Annotated in this window: 17 protein-coding genes; 5 read left to right on the top strand and 12 right to left on the bottom strand. The window is 35.6% G+C overall.

What is annotated here, in order from left to right; genetic code table 11:
* Positions 1–3 precede the first annotated feature (3 nt).
* The 11 genes from ACFSW4_RS13345 to refZ all read right to left on the bottom strand — a co-directional run bounded on the left by ACFSW4_RS13345 (position 4) and on the right by refZ (position 10435).
* Entirely contained in the window at positions 4–813 is an 810-nt protein-coding gene (locus ACFSW4_RS13345) for an EcsC family protein (RefSeq protein WP_377329878.1), read from the bottom strand.
* A gap of 74 nt (positions 814–887) precedes the next feature.
* Entirely contained in the window at positions 888–1874 is a 987-nt protein-coding gene (locus ACFSW4_RS13340; protein ID WP_377329876.1) for a class I SAM-dependent methyltransferase, read from the bottom strand.
* Positions 1875–1958: 84 nt separating this feature from the next.
* Positions 1959–2522 carry a GerW family sporulation protein gene (gene ytfJ, locus ACFSW4_RS13335; protein ID WP_054754328.1) on the bottom strand — a complete coding sequence of 188 codons (564 nt, stop codon included), beginning with the start codon at positions 2520–2522 and terminating at the stop codon, positions 1959–1961.
* Positions 2519–3169: a hypothetical protein gene (locus ACFSW4_RS13330; protein ID WP_377329874.1), complete on the bottom strand. Its 651-nt coding sequence runs from the start codon at positions 3167–3169 to the stop codon at positions 2519–2521. Before ACFSW4_RS13330 ends, ytfJ begins: the two co-directional genes overlap by 4 nt.
* 94 nt (positions 3170–3263) lie before the next feature.
* Positions 3264–4850 carry an amidohydrolase gene (locus ACFSW4_RS13325; protein WP_377329872.1) on the bottom strand — a complete coding sequence of 529 codons (1587 nt, stop codon included), beginning with the start codon at positions 4848–4850 and terminating at the stop codon, positions 3264–3266.
* 151 nt (positions 4851–5001) lie between these two features.
* Entirely contained in the window at positions 5002–5199 is a 198-nt protein-coding gene (locus tag ACFSW4_RS13320) for an alpha/beta-type small acid-soluble spore protein (RefSeq protein WP_054754335.1), read from the bottom strand.
* A 77-nt stretch (positions 5200–5276) separates the two neighbouring features.
* A complete protein-coding gene (gene thiI / locus ACFSW4_RS13315; RefSeq protein ID WP_377329870.1) occupies positions 5277–6479 on the bottom strand; it encodes a tRNA uracil 4-sulfurtransferase ThiI in 1203 nt (400 codons plus the stop codon).
* Positions 6480–6484: 5 nt separating this feature from the next.
* Positions 6485–7618, bottom strand: coding sequence for a cysteine desulfurase family protein (locus ACFSW4_RS13310; protein WP_377329868.1), 1134 nt, complete (start codon positions 7616–7618; stop codon positions 6485–6487).
* Between the two features lie 82 nt (positions 7619–7700).
* Positions 7701–8006 (bottom strand): hypothetical protein, encoded by a 306-nt coding sequence (locus tag ACFSW4_RS13305; protein WP_054754337.1) that lies wholly within the window; start codon positions 8004–8006, stop codon positions 7701–7703.
* A gap of 19 nt (positions 8007–8025) precedes the next feature.
* On the bottom strand, positions 8026–9726 hold the full coding sequence (locus tag ACFSW4_RS13300) for a septation ring formation regulator EzrA (protein ID WP_377329866.1): 1701 nt from the start codon (positions 9724–9726) through the stop codon (positions 8026–8028).
* 103 nt (positions 9727–9829) lie between these two features.
* On the bottom strand, positions 9830–10435 hold the full coding sequence (gene refZ / locus ACFSW4_RS13295) for a forespore capture DNA-binding protein RefZ (RefSeq protein WP_377329864.1): 606 nt from the start codon (positions 10433–10435) through the stop codon (positions 9830–9832).
* 108 nt (positions 10436–10543) lie between these two features.
* Between refZ and ACFSW4_RS13290 the strand changes: the two genes are divergently transcribed.
* From ACFSW4_RS13290 to rpsD, 3 genes are all read left to right on the top strand, one after another.
* Positions 10544–11023, top strand: coding sequence for a GAF domain-containing protein (locus ACFSW4_RS13290; RefSeq protein ID WP_054754349.1), 480 nt, complete (start codon positions 10544–10546; stop codon positions 11021–11023).
* A 108-nt stretch (positions 11024–11131) separates the two neighbouring features.
* Positions 11132–11740 carry a hypothetical protein gene (locus ACFSW4_RS13285; protein WP_054754351.1) on the top strand — a complete coding sequence of 203 codons (609 nt, stop codon included), beginning with the start codon at positions 11132–11134 and terminating at the stop codon, positions 11738–11740.
* Positions 11741–11969: 229 nt separating this feature from the next.
* Positions 11970–12572, top strand: coding sequence for a 30S ribosomal protein S4 (gene rpsD, locus ACFSW4_RS13280; RefSeq protein ID WP_054754353.1), 603 nt, complete (start codon positions 11970–11972; stop codon positions 12570–12572).
* 71 nt (positions 12573–12643) lie between these two features.
* Here rpsD and ACFSW4_RS13275 read toward each other — a convergent pair whose 3' ends face one another.
* The gene (locus ACFSW4_RS13275) at positions 12644–12919 is read right to left on the bottom strand and encodes a DUF3219 family protein (RefSeq protein ID WP_054754355.1); all 276 of its coding nucleotides are present in this window, start codon (positions 12917–12919) and stop codon (positions 12644–12646) included.
* Positions 12920–13049: 130 nt separating this feature from the next.
* Between ACFSW4_RS13275 and ACFSW4_RS13270 the strand changes: the two genes are divergently transcribed.
* Together ACFSW4_RS13270 and ACFSW4_RS13265 are read left to right on the top strand one after the other, a co-directional pair.
* Entirely contained in the window at positions 13050–15815 is a 2766-nt protein-coding gene (locus tag ACFSW4_RS13270) for a UPF0182 family membrane protein (protein ID WP_377329861.1), read from the top strand.
* 12 nt (positions 15816–15827) lie between these two features.
* Complete coding sequence (locus tag ACFSW4_RS13265; protein ID WP_279401783.1) at positions 15828–15992, top strand: hypothetical protein; 165 nt, start codon at positions 15828–15830, stop codon at positions 15990–15992.
* Positions 15993–16107 lie beyond the last annotated feature (115 nt).

Genomic DNA, 16107 nt, shown 5'->3' with positions numbered 1-16107 from the left:
CTTTTATTGCTCTTCTAAAAAACGATGCTGATAAAAGTACTTCGCAAATAAGGTTACATCTTTCGATAATTTATAATTAGAAAGAGCCCCAATCCCAACACTTATTAATGGTACACCTTGCACTAACTTTTTTCTGAACATTACAATTGCGAGCGTCTTAAAAAGCTGATTAACGGGCTGTTCTAACCATGTCTCATCAAGAGTACCGTCTACCTGTTCCATAATAGTATCAAGTGAGTTTAAGTCATTTTTAAGCTCTGTCCATGCCTCGTATTTGAACCGCTGTGGCATAAGCCCACCATGCAGTATTTTTAAGGCTAAAATCATCTCCACAGGGTTGTTCATATCATAACCAAAACTATTTCCAATTAACTGAACTGACCTTAAGTTTAATGTCATAATTAATGGAAAATCCACACCTAAAAACAACCATCCACCAGTTCCCGTTAACCCGCCTTGAGCAAATGAATACACTCTGCTCTTAGCTAATTGTTGATCAGATAAATAAGTAAGCTGTTCTATCGATAGAGATTTTAAATCATCAATTTTTTCAATTTGTTCATTAAATGATCTTGCTGTCTGAAGTATTCTTTCTTGAGAAGCCTGTTGCGAGTTAGTTCCCTGAAGAAACGTGTACGTGTATAAGAACCACTGATCAGCCCAATTGAGAATTTTCTCTTGATAGTGATTAGGAATTTTCCCAAACATGCTATCTAGTGATATCTCATACATTCTTTCAAAATCATTTGTATGATAAGCTTCTAGTTCAGCTTCCCATTTTAAAATCGAACGACGTACTCTTTCCTCTCCCATTTCATCACCCTTTTTACCTATTGATAAACCAGCCCCTACCTAAGGACTGGCTATAGTAAACATTTATAAAGGTTTTATCGCTCGTTTTCAAACCACTGATTCAATTGTTGCAACACTTGCTGCATGGCTTCAGCTTCTTTAAATGAAGGCAAGTCGGCAAGCATAACCTTTTTAGGATCTTTCGTGGCCTCACCTTTCTTTTGCAGAACGAAAATACTCTTTCTCATCGTTTCATTCTTAAACATCGATTCAGGTAGCTGAAGCAAGCCAACAATATGAGCATGCTTTTTTAAGTAAGCTTGAAGTTGATCCTTTTGATCACTTTCAAACAACATACTCGGTACTACAAAAAATAAATAGCCACCTTCTTTAGTATATTTTATACTCTGTTCAATAAATAAATGATGAGAGTATGAATGATCCTGCTCTGCCTTAAGCTCATAACCTTGTGCCGTTTCATCATCAGGGTAATATCCTACTGGTAGATCCGAAACGACGACATCAACTGGTTCAAGTAAAATAGGCTTTAAACTATCTTGATGAAAGAACTCCACCTCTTTTTCTTGTAAATTAGCATTGATATAAGCTAATCGAATTAAGGTCGGATCCACTTCACTACCATATAATTTAATCGACTCTTTTAATACCTCTTGTTGATTTAAAACAGCAAACAATAAATTAGCTGTTCCGCATGCAGGATCAAATAATGTATAAGGTTTTTCAGTTCCAACAAAACGCTGCACTAAATAACCAATAAACATACCCACTGTATCTGGGGTGATGTAGTGATGCTGCTGTGTCTGTCCTTTCATACCTTTTAATATTGCGAGTTGAAGCCCTTTACGCCTCATCTCACCTGTATATTCAGAAAGATTAATCTGACTAAGTTTTGTCTGTAATTGTTGTTCATATGTTGGCTCTAAATCATCGGGTAATTCTCGATAAAACAACAATTCACTTGCTGCAATTAGCCCGTCTAAGTACGGAACATCTTCTTGTTTAGTAATGATTTCAGTAGTCTCATCTAACCATTTAAATATTATTTCAATTTGTTGCTCCAATCAAAGTCCCTCCGCTTTCTAACCGATTCCTTGCGTTACTTACTTTATTTTAGCAAATTTAAAGGGACATTGATAGATAAATGGTTATTCTGGAATATTGCCTCTTCGGTCATAATCTTGGTCACGGTAACCTTGGTCTTGATAACCTTGACCTCCCTGATCTCGATAACCTCGACCTCCTTGATTACCCTGATTATTTTGCCCTCGTCCGCCTCTCTGAGATTGCTGAGATTGATTGGATTGTTGTTGTTGAAAGTATTGCTGCACTTTTTCAACAGCTTGCGGTGCAAAATCAATTAATTTCTCTACGATATGAGTCCCTTGATCCAAATGAACCATCTTCACATCGTGCGGACGAACTACTAAAAAGCCGATTGGATTAATCGAAACACCCCCACCAGTTCCTCCACCGAACGGATGCGATGAACCACTTTGGCCTTGACCTTGCCCATCATCGCTTTGTTGGGATGATTTACCGAATTCACTACCACCTGCAGCAAAGCCAAATCCAACTTTAGATACTGGTAGAATGACAGTTGAACGGTCTGGCGTTTCAATAGGGTCACCAATGATGGTATTAACATCGATCATATCTTTTAAGTTTTCCATGGCTGTAACCATCATGTCGTGTATAGGATGTTCATTCATTTTAAGCCCACCTTTTTAAGTTTTCCATATTGTTTTCCTACGCTATATAATTCACGCATAATTTTACCGAGTTTAAAGGATAATATACACTTTAGCTCTGTCTGATAAGTCGGTTTGACATAATAAGGTTGCACCGTGTAATCGGGATTGGTGCTAAGCGTTAAATAATTCAACATCATAGCTGCAATTCCACCTTTAACGGTATAAAGGACTCCAGTTAATTCAGCTGTATGGTCAGCACGACTTACTCCTAGCATGGTATCCCAATTGAATTGATTGACTTGAATAGCCTTAAGTGCTTTTTTTAAATGTGGTAAAACGTCTTTAGTCGTTTTAATAACTTCATTAATTAACGTCCATTGCTGTTTAAGATCATCTATGGTGAATGATTTTTTCTTTTCTTTTTGCTTACCAAACATTTCGTCTTTCTCGACTAAATCAACTGAAAACGTATCAGTATTTAAATCAATAATTGGAATCGATCGAGTAAGTTTAATATATTTCCAAAGAATTAATTGAATATAGAGGTCTTGCCTTTGATGACGATATGTAAAATGTATGGCCACTTTTACCTGACTAAAAATTAAACATAGGATTAGCAATATAAAAACCAATAAGATTGCAGCCAATATCGATAACACGATCATCTAAAGCACCCCTTAAATTTAAGGTGTCTATTTATTGGAAAAATATGCGTACATAAAATAGAAAAGCGTTTGGAAGTAAATCCAAACGCTTTTGTCATGTAGATGAATAAACCACTTTCCCATTCACTATGGTTTTTTCAACTTTAATGTTATGAAGATTTTCTATTTCAATTAAAAAAGGGTCTTGATTTAAAATTACAAAATCAGCATAAAACCCTGCCTCAATTTGTCCTTGAACATGCTCTTTTCCAATGATTTTTGCAGGATTAACCGTATACAACTCAAATGCTTCATAAACTGATAAACATTCACTTATGTTATAAGTCATCCCATCATAAGTTGACCTACGATTAACCGCAGCATCAATACTGGTTAACGGATCAACAATCTCAATTGGAGCATCTGAACCACCGCCACATAATATGCCTTCACGAATATATGATTTCCACGGATAGGATTGATTCGCTCGCCTTTCACCGACCCGGTCGATTACCCATGGGAAATCAGAAGAAACAAAAAGCGGCTGAATATCTATAATAACTGATTTTCCTTTAAGGCGTTCAATTAACTCAGGGCGCATTATTTGCCCATGAATTAATCGATCTTTCATCCCCTGTGGAGGCGGATATTTCTCAATTAAATCAATAACTTTTTCAGCTGCTAAATCACCAATAGCATGAGTGGCAATTGGCATTTGGTAATCCCTAGCTTTTTTAACCAATTCTTCTAAACCCTCATCCGTATGAATGGCAACCCCATTTGTAGTTGGATCATCCGAATATGAATCAGACAAGAGTGCAGTCCTACCACCTAATGCGCCATCAACAAATAATTTCATAGCTCCAAATTCCAACCAATCATCCTTCTCTTGCGATTGGTGACCCTCAGCGTGCAGGTCATCTACTACTAGGTGATGCACTAATAAATGAGCTCTAAAAGATTCTTGATTGGGTATGATTTGTTTGAAAGCTTCATATGTTTTGCTAAAGCCACCATAATAACTTAAATCTTCACTGTGGCCAGAAACAATTCCTTTAGATAATAAATCTCTAACCGATGTTTGAATAGCCTTCTTCAAAAAATCTAAATCAGGGGTAGGCATATGCGATTTAATCAATTCCTGTGCCTGATCGTGAAAAGCCCCTGTTAAGTGACCATAAAAATCTCTTTCTATAACGCCTCCAGGTACATCCTCCGTCTCCTCAGATACGCCTGAAATTTCCATAGCCTTAGAGTTAGCCACTAAAGCATGTCGACAGATTCGTGTTAAAACAACTGGATGGCCATTCGAAACTTCATCTAACTCCTTGCGGTGAATCATAATGGGTTCATCCCAGTTATTTTCATTAAAACCTTCACCAATCAGCCATTCGTTTTCACTTAATTGGTTTGATGCGATTTGAACTTTTTGAATGACTTCTTTTCTTGATTGAACATCAGACAAGTCTAAGCGAAGAAGTTTTTCACCGTGACCAATTATATGTAGATGACTATCGATAAATCCTGGGAACAATACTCCTTCAAATCTAATTTCATCATCTATTTGTTGTTTATATTTATTCTTCAGATCTTTTAAATAACCTGTTTCTATAATTTTTCCGTGGTCAGTGTAAATGGCTTCAACCATATTCTCGGGACCAGTCATTGTGTAAATCTTTCCACCAAACCATAGTTGCCCCATTTGTCGTCCCCCTTATACATTTCTAGTTCGTTGACCTTATACTACTACCATTTTGACTAAAAATTCAACTTAAACCGCTTCTATTTTGACAATCAAAAAAAGGGCAGTTTCAAAACTGCCCTTAGAGTATTAGATAATGTTTCTTATTTAATTATTGACCATTCATTTGTGATTGTGCTTGTTGAACAAGACGTTTAGTGATTTCTCCACCTACTGATCCGTTTGAACGAGAAGTAGAATCAGGACCAAGTTGTACACCAAACTCTTGAGCAATTTCAGTTTTCATCTGGTTTAACGCTGCGTCAACACCAGGAACTAATAATTGGTTTGAGTTGTTGCGATCTGCCATTGGATTTTCACCTCCTCGTTAACTATTGTTAGCAACGGGAAAGTTATAATACAATGCAAAACTTGGAAGAAATCAAGCTATAATAAGTCTTCAAACTCGTCTTCTTTTTCTTCGTCTGTCGCGCTAAATGTCACTGTTTCCATATTGTTTAAAGCTTTTTCAATATCCATAGAAAAATCAATTGGTCTTTCAAACTCATTAACTTTGTCTCTTCTAGGCTTCGTTTTTGGAGACTTTGGTACAAAAATCGTGCAACAATCCTCGTATGGTCTTATAGAAATCTCATAAGCACCAATTTTTTTTGAAATGTCGATAATATCAATTTTATCCATAGCTACGAGTGGCCTAATAATTGGATAATTAGTAACCTCGTTAATGGTGTGCATACTTTCCATTGTTTGACTAGCCACTTGTCCTAAATTTTCTCCAGTCGTAATCGATAAAATATCACGCTGTTTAGCGACCATTTCACTAATACGCATCATAAGTCTACGCATAATAGTCATACCATAATTTTCAGGCGCTTCTTGAAAGATTTTTTGCTGAATTTCTGTAAAAGGAACTAAATGTAGTTTAACGTCTCCACCATACTTTGTTAAAACTCTCGCTAAATCTTCTACCTTCTGTTTAGCCCTCTCACTTGTAAACGGTGGTGAATGAAAGTGAATCGCTTCAATTTCAACTCCACGATTCATCGTTAAGTAGCCAGCAACTGGACTATCGATTCCACCAGAAAGTAATAATAAAGTTTTTCCAGTCGTACCTACGGGAAGACCGCCTTTACCTTGTATTTTTTTTGATGTGATATAAGTTGCATCATGTCTGATTTCAACGCGCAACTCTACATCTGGCTGATGAACGTCAACTGTCCAACCATCCGTATGACTTAGTAAATGCCCACCTAAAATTTGATTCATATCTTGAGAACCAATTGGAAAATCTTTATTCGGACGCTTACAAGTTACTTTAAAGGTTTCACCAGATTCTAAACGTAATGCCTCTAAAGCAGCTTCTTTAATTTTCTCTTGATCGTTTTCAATTTTCATAGCTAAGCTAAACGATTGAATTCCAAAAATATCTTTACATTTCTCTAAAATAGCCTCGTAATCCTCGCCATTTAAGAGAATATACATATGGTCTCTTCTAGCTTTTACTTTAATATTTGGATAGTCATTAAGCTTCTTTTCCACATTGTTTTTCAAAATCTGTATGAATGATTTTCGATTTTTTCCTTTTAAGGCTAGTTCTCCGTATCTCACTAAAATATGATTATAAATCATGTCAATTACCCCATTATACTTTTATATTGTTCAATCACACGTTTAATTTCTTCTATAAAAACATCTAATTCTTGTTCATTCTGATCAATGGTTAAGCTCACGCGAATAGCAGCACCAGCTTCTAGTTCCTTTCCACACGCAACTAAAACGTGACTCGGCTCATCTTGTTTGGATGAACAGGCGGATTTTGTCGACACATAAATGTCCTTTTCACCTAAGGCATGTATAATCACTTCTGGTTTAAATCCACTAACAGAAAAATTAAAAATATGCGCGGCTCCATCCTGCGGTGAGTTAATGGTAACTCCATCAACGGATGAAAGTTGTTCAAATAAATTATGTTTAACAGATTCAAGCGATTTATATTGATCCTGCTTCTCTAAAGCTAACCTCATTGCCTTAGCTAGAGAAACATTTCCAGCAACATTTTCAGTACCAGGTCTTATGCCAGACTCCTGAGCTCCACCATGAAAAAGTGGCTTAAGCTGAACATGTTTCTTTTTAATTAAACAACCTGTTCCCTTAAGACCATGTATTTTATGACCAGAAATCGTCACCAAATCTAATCCTTTCAAATCATAAGGTAGTGGAATTTTACCAAAGCCTTGAACATGATCCGTATGAAATGTCACTTTCGGAAAGTTTGCTAGTAACTTAGCTACTTTTTCAATAGGCTGAATAGAACCAATTTCATTATTAACATGCATAATGGAAACTAATATAGTTTGTTCTGTTAAGGCGTTTTTCAAGTCATCCATGTTAATAACACCAGATGAATTGACTGGTAAATAAGTCACTTCAAAACCTTCATTTTCAAGTTCCTGAAAGACTTGAAGTACAGCAGGATGTTCAATTTGAGTCGTAATAATATGATTCCCTCTATTTAAATGGGCATGTGCAATCCCTTTTAATGCTAAATTATTACTTTCTGTTCCTCCAGAGGTGAAAATTATTTCGTCTTCTCGAACTCTAAGAAGATTTGCGACTTGCTTTCTAGCTTTTTGATGAAGTTTTTCAACTTCCCCGCCAACTTCATGTATAGATGATGGATTGGCAAAATAATTCATCGCCACTGACTGAAAGGATTTAAGCACTTCAGGCGCTGGTTTTGTTGTGGCACTATTATCTAAATAGATCATTTTAATACTCCCATCAACGTCTTTTTGCATCGAGTTATAATAACATAAATAAAGAATGATTATCAACTAAAAAAGCTACCCCTTATGAGTTAGGAGCAGCTTTCTTTGGTTTATTTAAATCAAAATACTCTAATAGATCGTCTATGGATACCCCTTCATCATCTCGCGATAAAACCATTTCATCTAATGATTTTCCTTTTTTAGAAGATGGTGAAGTTAAAGCATAAAAAGTGGATGAATCTTTAGCATGAATTTGGAATGATTGAATTTCTTGGTGAGTATTTGCCACAATCTGCTTAGGTTCATCTGAATTCACGAATAAGACGATTACCGCTACCCAGGTCGTAACAAACAAAGTGCCTACCACACCTATTAATACACGATCCATATGATTCACCCTCCCAACATTATGAAACCGTTGTGTCAGTCATAACCTCTTCTAAGCGTTTAAGTGCGCCTGGTTCTATCTCTTCTAAAGCCTTTGATGATTTTTCTAAAGCTAATTCATAATCGTAGTTCAAAAACGCAGCTTCAGCTTCAGAAATTTGAGCTGCTAATAAAGGATATGTTGATCGATAGCGATTCGCATACTGAATAACTCTTTCGGCAAGCTGTGCTTGATCAACCAGTAAACTAGTTTGCTCAACAGCTCGGCCCACCAATTTCTCGGCTTTATCAATAGATTGATTAACACGTTCAATGTCTAATGGCTGCTCCTCAAGAGCTTGTAAAGAATCTAAGACAGCTTCTCTTCCATCATTTACTAATTCATTAATATAGTGAGGAATGCCAGGTAAATTGCTCTTTTGCAATTGCTGTCTAATTTGGATAATCTCATTTTTTAAGGTTGTAATCTGATCCCTAGCTTCGAGTTCATCTTTTCTAAGATTATGTAGAAACTCATCAAAATCATTTAATGCATGTTCCCAATCTTCATAATCAGCAAACCATTCATCAATTTCTATCCTAATTGAAGAGAAGAGCTCTTCTTCTTGTTCAATCATACCTTGAATTCTTTGTGCTTCTTTATTTAAACGATCAAGGGATTTACCTAATTGATATTGTCGTTCGTATTGATCATCATTTAAATGATAACTTTCTTTAACTTCCATCACGTTATCTTTAATCTCTGCAAAACGTTTAGCAGCAGCTTCGAGTTTTAGTTCCATCTTTTCTAATTTTTGCACGACATAATTTTTATCTAATGCCTCTTTTTCAAGTTCGTCATAAATCTCAACGATCCGGCTTTGTATTTGTTCAATTTTTTCACTAACACCTTGATCTTGACCTTTATTTAGTTCATCAATCATTTGGATGAGGGTTTCATGGTGAGTTTGAATCTCTTTATCTAGACCAAGTAATTGTACTTGGAATCCATCATCACGCATTTCACGAATTCCATTTTGAAGATGGTCTAAATCTTCAGGTAGAGTTTGTTTACATGAACGGTACAACTCTGGGAATACCTGAACTTTACGTTCAAGTTCACTCAATTGTTCACTTAGCTTTTGAGCTAGTTCCTGGGCGTCAGTATAATTTCCTGATGCCGTTAACGTTTCGTATTCATTTAATTCTTGTTCAATTTCATCTAATTCAACATCAAAAACGACTTCAGATTTTCCAAGTTGATAACCATTTTGAAGAACAACTTTTCTAACTTCGCTAATTCGTGGTTTTATTTTTTCAATTTCTTCACGACTATCTTTTTCAGAATGAAGGAGGCGATCAACTTCTTTAAAAATATCATCAATTGTTTTCTCAACTTGGTTTAATTCACGTTCCACATGATTCAGAATCCTGAAAGCTTTTCCAAAACGATAGCGTTCAGCTGATTCCTCAGCATCTAACAAATCTTCTTCAACATTTGAGAAAACTTCATCATTAATGTCATCCCACTCATCTCGCCAAGATTCAAATAAAGATTCCGTTTCACCTGATAAATTCAAGTTCCTCACTTTACTCATTTCATCCGCTACCTGGCGATTCATTAACAGGACTTTTTTCTCTTCTAAACCATCAACACGCTGATATACTTTTTTACGCATGACGGCCCCAACTATAATAAATAGAACAATTGCTACAATGATAATGGCGATTACAAGTTCCATAAAAAGCCCCCTAACACTACGACTAATACATTTACTCTATAATATCATATTTTAAAGTAGAATTTGCCATATTTTTAGCTTTTTCAACATAAAAAGTCAAATTTTATACATTTACATTTCTATAAAACCATTTTTTAAACGTTTCCATATACTTCTTGATAAACATTTCTCCGCTTTGATCCCACTGATAATGGTCTTGCCAATCATGTGCGTAGACAAATGGACCATTAATTAAACTCTTAAGCTGAATATATAAAATATCTTGCTCTAAAGCCTTAAAACCCCACTCTTCTGAGAAACCTTTTAACATTTTTTTAAATAAATACTTCTCTTTCGCGACATATGTAGAAAACAATTCACGGATAAACATATTATCTAAAGATAACTCTCTCTGGATTAAACAACTGAATTGAAAACGTTCATATTTATAATGTATAATTTCCTCAATAGCTTTAAACAAAACGTTAAAATCAGTTAACGCTTGTTCATCTTGAGTAATGTGCTCAAGAAGCTTTAAGTACTTCTCAAAATAATCTACTGTCATATATTCAATTAATCCTTGTTTGTTTTTAAAATGATAATTAATAGACGATACATTTACATTAGCTTTTTCGGTGATTGCTCTAACAGATGTACCTTTGAAACCGTTGTAATAGAACAATTGAGCGGCAGCATCCATAATCTTTTGTCTTGTACTATCGTTTGACATAACATCACCTCTTTGTCTCTATAATTCGATTGTAAATGTAAAATACCTTTTAATTTTATAGAATTTATGACAACATTTTACCAAACATTTATAAAGGAGCGTATCACATTGTTTGACACAATAAAATACAACGGAACAAAAGAAGAAAATTATGAACTTTTAGTTAAACAGTTAGATAGTTTGTTAGAAGGCGAGCCAGACGCTGTAGCCAACCTTTCTAATGCGAGTGCTTTGTTAAACCAATTTTTAGATACTGTAAATTGGGTTGGCTTTTATATTATGAGAAATGGGGAACTAGTTTTAGGTCCATTTCAAGGGTTACCTGCTTGCGTTAGAATTGCCGATGGAAAAGGTGTTTGCGGAACAGCAACTGCAGAACGTAAAACCATGCTCGTCCCAGATGTTAACGAGTTCCCTGGTCACATTGCTTGCGATGCCCAAAGTCAATCGGAAATTGTTGTTCCTATCATCATGAATGAAGAAGTTTACGGAGTGTTAGACATTGATAGTCCGATTAAAAACCGTTTTGATGAAGTAGATCAGAAGTATTTAGAAGCATTTGTCGAAACGTTAAAGAAACATTTATAAACCGCGCTTATAGCACCAATTTTTTCTGAAAAAGTTGGTGTTTTTTTGTGCCATTTTTCGACTAAATCGTGGTATAATAATTATTATATTTTGAGAGGAGACAATATTATGTCTGAAGAAAAACTGGATTTAATATTAGCTGAACTCCAAAGTCTAAACGTAAGAGTCACATCTCTTGAGACGAATCAGCAATTAATGAGGGACGAGCTTAAAGCAACACAGGAGTCCATGTCTCAGTTTGCGACGAAAAATGATCTTAAGAGCTTTGCTACTAAAGACGATCTTAAGAATTTCGCTACTAAAGAGGATCTTAAGAATTTCGCTACTAAAGAGGATCTTAAGAATTTCGCTACCAAAGATGACCTTAAGAACTTCGCTACTAAAGATGATCTTAAGAATTTCGCTACTAAAGATGATCTTAAGAGCTTTGCAACGAAAGAGGATATGCAAGAGCTCAGAGGTGAGTTCAAAAAATTCGCCACTAAAGACGACCTACACGAACTCAGAAGTGAACTTAAGAACTTTGCGACGAAAGACGACCTCAGGCCAATTTATGAAGATTTATCCCATCTAAAAGAAGAGCAAAGCGTCATTAAACAAGCAGTTCTTGAAACAAAAGAAAAAGTAAACGAAATGAAGCAAAACCAAAGCACATTCTTTGAAATGATAGGTGAACACGAGGTTTCTATTCGAAACATTAGAAAAGTCATCTTATAATCTTCCACTTAACACTTGACTCCTCCGCTAATTTTTCATATAATATCCTTTGTGTAAAATAAAAGGCAGCTTAGGTGAACTTGCTATGTCATCATTTTGTACCTCTAGATGAGGTGTATCGCGTAACTCTCTGCTGCTGGAGCGAAGGTACATGAATGCAAAATGAGCATGGTGTGGGACACATCCTTTTTATTTTATGCAAATTTAATATATAAAGGAGGAGACGCTCGTGGCACGTTACACAGGCTCTCTATGGAAAAAATCACGTCGTTACGGCATTTCTCTAACTGGTACAGGTAAAGAGTTAGAAAAACGCCCTTACGCTCCGGGTCAGCATGGTCCGAACCAGCGTAAAAAGCAATCAGAATATGGACTTCAGTTACAAGAGAAGCAAAAGCTTCGTTTCATGTATGGTTTAACTGAACGTCAATTCCGTCGTATCTTTGACGACGCAGCTAAACAGAAAGGTGTTCATGGTGAGAACTTCATGATCTTACTTGAATCTCGCTTAGACAACCTTGTTTACCGTGCTGGTCTTGCACGCACTCGTCGTCAAGCTCGTCAGTTAGTTGGTCATGGTCACATCACAGTTGATGGTGGTCGTGTTGACATCCCATCTTACCGTATTAAACCTGGTCAAGTAATTGGTGTACGTGAGAAATCACAGGATCTTGACATCATTGCTGAGGCAATCGAAGTCAACAACTTCGTACCTGAATATTTAACATTTAACGAAGATAACAAGGAAGCGACTTATAACCGCTATCCTGAACGTTCTGAGTTACCATCAGAAATTAACGAAGCATTAATCGTTGAGTTCTACTCTCGTTAATATGTCAACTTACAAAAACCTCGAATTGTTACTAAACAATTCGAGGTTTTTTGGTTTAAGTTACCTGCCCATCACTTTTCTATTAACTCTAAATGAAAATCTCCTACTGCACCCTGCTCATATAAATTAGTAAACGACGTCCAAAACGTATAAATTTCAGCTTGAAATTCTAATTCTTCACTCGGAATATTCACGACAAAGTCATTTCTATAAAGTAAAGTTGTAACATCGTGATACATTTCATGAGAAACTTTAAAATCAATAGTTAAATACTTTTTAGAATACTTTTGTTCTAGTTCATACTTCTCCGCTTCAAGTTTGTAATCGTTAATAAGAATATCTGCCACAAAAATCCTCCTATTTACCAAAGTTCTGGAATCTATTTTTATTTTAACTTAAACTTAATGTGTGAGTGAAACTTTTGGACTCATTCTTACGTATTACAAAGAGGAATAAATCACTTTTAGGGAGGTCAACATGGATCAACAAGATTTTTTCGATCAAATAAATAAAAAACAAGCGGAAAATATTAAGAAACTTACAAAACGACTTAAATTTATTTTCTTCATTATTTTACCTATTTTAATTCTAGGGATTATTGGATTTCAGGTGTTCACTAATTATATTTGGATGGAAACAATAAATTTCCAAAATGTCTACCTAACTATTTTAACAAGTAAATTCGCATTAGGAGCCATTGGTTTTATATTGTTTTTATTCATTGGTATTTTGACGCTTTATTGGATTCGAAAGTCATACTTAACTTATTTGAATCCTAATGTACTTCCAAATATGCTCCTCCATAAAAAGACGAGCTGGACCCTTATTTTAGTAGTATCCATTATATTTGGAGTCTTAGGAACCATTTTAATTCAAGGGTTAGGATGGGAACCTTTATTAAAAGTATTAAATTATGAGCCTTTTGGTAAAACTGACCCTCACTTTGACATGGACATATCATTCTATCTGTACATACTTCCATTTTTAGAGTTCGTGTTAGGTGTCCTGTTCAGTTTGAGTGTGATTGTTCTATTAACTGAAATCGGAGCTTACTCAGTTTTTGAAATGTACCGAAAAAGCCGTATGGCTCAGCTTCACCTCGGCTTCACAGTAGGATTTATCGGTTTAATTTTGGCAGCTCAGCATTTACTAGAACCGTATGGAACGTTGCTAACGAACAGTGTTAATGTTTTTCAAGATAGTGTTGTTTATGGCTTAAGTTATACAGATGATGTTATTAACATCCCGAAATCATATGTCTTAGCAGCTGCTGCTTTGATTGCGACCGTGTGGATGATTATAGTATTAGTACGTGGTAAGCTTAAATCGGTATTCATACCAATCGCCACATACGTAGCCATTGTTATTTTAGGACAGTTAGCATCTGTAGCTGTTCAACAATTCGTTGTATCACCAAATGAATTTCATCAAGAAAAGCCTTATCTAGAACGAAATCTCGAGTTTACTAGAGCAGCTTATGGCTTAGAAAAAATCAACGAAATTGATCATCCGAGTGAAAATAGTCTAAGTGAAGAGTTAATTGAGCGTAATCAGTTAACGATTGACAATGTTAGGCTGAATGATTCAAGACCACTATTAGATGTGTATAATCAAAAACAAACGATTCGTAACTACTACAAATTTAGAGACATTGATATCGATCGTTATATGATTGATGGCGATTATAGTCAAGTGTTTCTTGGCGCAAGAGAATTAGATACAACCAACTTGCCTGACCAAGCCAGAACTTGGGTAAATGATAATTTACGCTATACGCATGGATATGGTGTAACGATGAGCCATGTAAATGAGATTGATCAACAAGGTCAACCAGAATATCTATTACAAGATTTACCGACAGAAGGTGCTATTGAACTTGAACGCCCTCAAATTTACTTTGGTGAAGAAGATAATAAAAGTGTCATCGTAAACACCAATGTCGATGAGTTTGATTACCCTCAAGGTGAAGTCAATGCATCAACTAGATACGAGGCAAACAGTGGTATACCGCTTCAAGGCATCAATAAGCTTTTATTCTCTATAAAAGAAGGCTCATTTAGAATGTTCGTCTCAGACCAATTAACAAATGAAAGCCAATTACTTCAAACGAGAAACATTAAAGAACGAGTTAACAGAATTGCTCCATTCTTTGATTATGATCAAGACCCTTATTTAGTCATTCGTGATGATGGAACGCTCGTTTGGATGTTAGATGCTTATTTAACAGCTGAGAATTATCCTTATGCTGAACCGTATGAAGAAAACTTAAATTACATCCGTAATTCAGTAAAAGTAACAGTTGATGCTTATACAGGAGATGTAAACTTTTACGTCGCAAATGAAGATGATCCTTTATTTAGGACGTATCAAAACATGTTCCCTGACATGTTCACGACAGATGTACCTGAAGATATTAGAGCTCATTTCCGTTATCCGGAAAAATTATTTACCATCCAGGCGGATAAATGGGGTACTTATCACATGTCTAATTTAGAAGTATTCTATAATCGTGAAGACGCTTGGCAGTTCCCAACCGAGAAATATTATAACCAAGACATTGTCATGGATCCGTATTATACGACAATGGCATTACCAGACGAAGATATGGAGGAGTTTATTTTGTCCATTCCATTCACACCTAAGAGTAGGCAAAATATGATTGCATGGATGGGCGCACGAAATGATGGGGACAATTACGGAGAATTATTTGTTTACCGGTTCCCTAAACAAGAGAATGTTTACGGTCCACAACAAATTGAGAACCGGATTAACCAAGATAGTTACATTTCACAACAATTGAATTTATGGTCTCAGGGTGGTTCTGAAGTTATTCGAGGTAATTTACTGACGTATCCAATTGAAGACACAGTTCTTTACGTGGAACCAATTTATATTGAATCATCTAATGCTACATCACTTCCTGAGGTGAAGCAGGTAATTGTAGCTTATGAAGACTACATTGTCATGGAACCAACTTTCGATCAAGCACTCGATGAACTTATGACAATGGTTGAAGACGGTGCGCCTGGAAATGCTCCAGATGTTAATCCAAATCCTGATTCAGATTCTGAAAATGTAGATGATGGTGAAACGAATGATCAGCCAATTATCGATGCTGAACAAACATTAAGAGAAGTTTCTGACCTATTTGATCAGTACCAAAATGCTTTATCAAATGGACAGTGGGAACGCGCTGGACAGATTATGAAAGATATTGAGGAACGTTTAAACTCTACACCATAAATGGGGGATTATATGGAAGCAATATCTCAATTTATTGGATTCTTCTTCATGATTCTACCTGTACTCATTATTGCCTTCGCATTAAGATGGTTAAGATTGCTCTACAAGAACAGCGAAAAGATTACTAAACAAAATGAAGAATTGATTCAATTATTAAAAGAGAAAAGTGAATCTTGACTTAACATAAAAAGAGGCTGGGACATAACCCAGTAAAATAAAAAATTGTGGATGACATTAATATGGTTGTCATCCACAATTTTTTATTTTTTTATTATTTTAGATAAACAAAAAG

This window comes from Piscibacillus salipiscarius (assembly GCF_042685285.1).
In the GTDB taxonomy this organism is placed as follows: domain Bacteria; phylum Bacillota; class Bacilli; order Bacillales; family Alkalibacillaceae; genus Piscibacillus; species Piscibacillus salipiscarius.
This window is presented reverse-complemented; position numbering and strand designations above follow the sequence as displayed.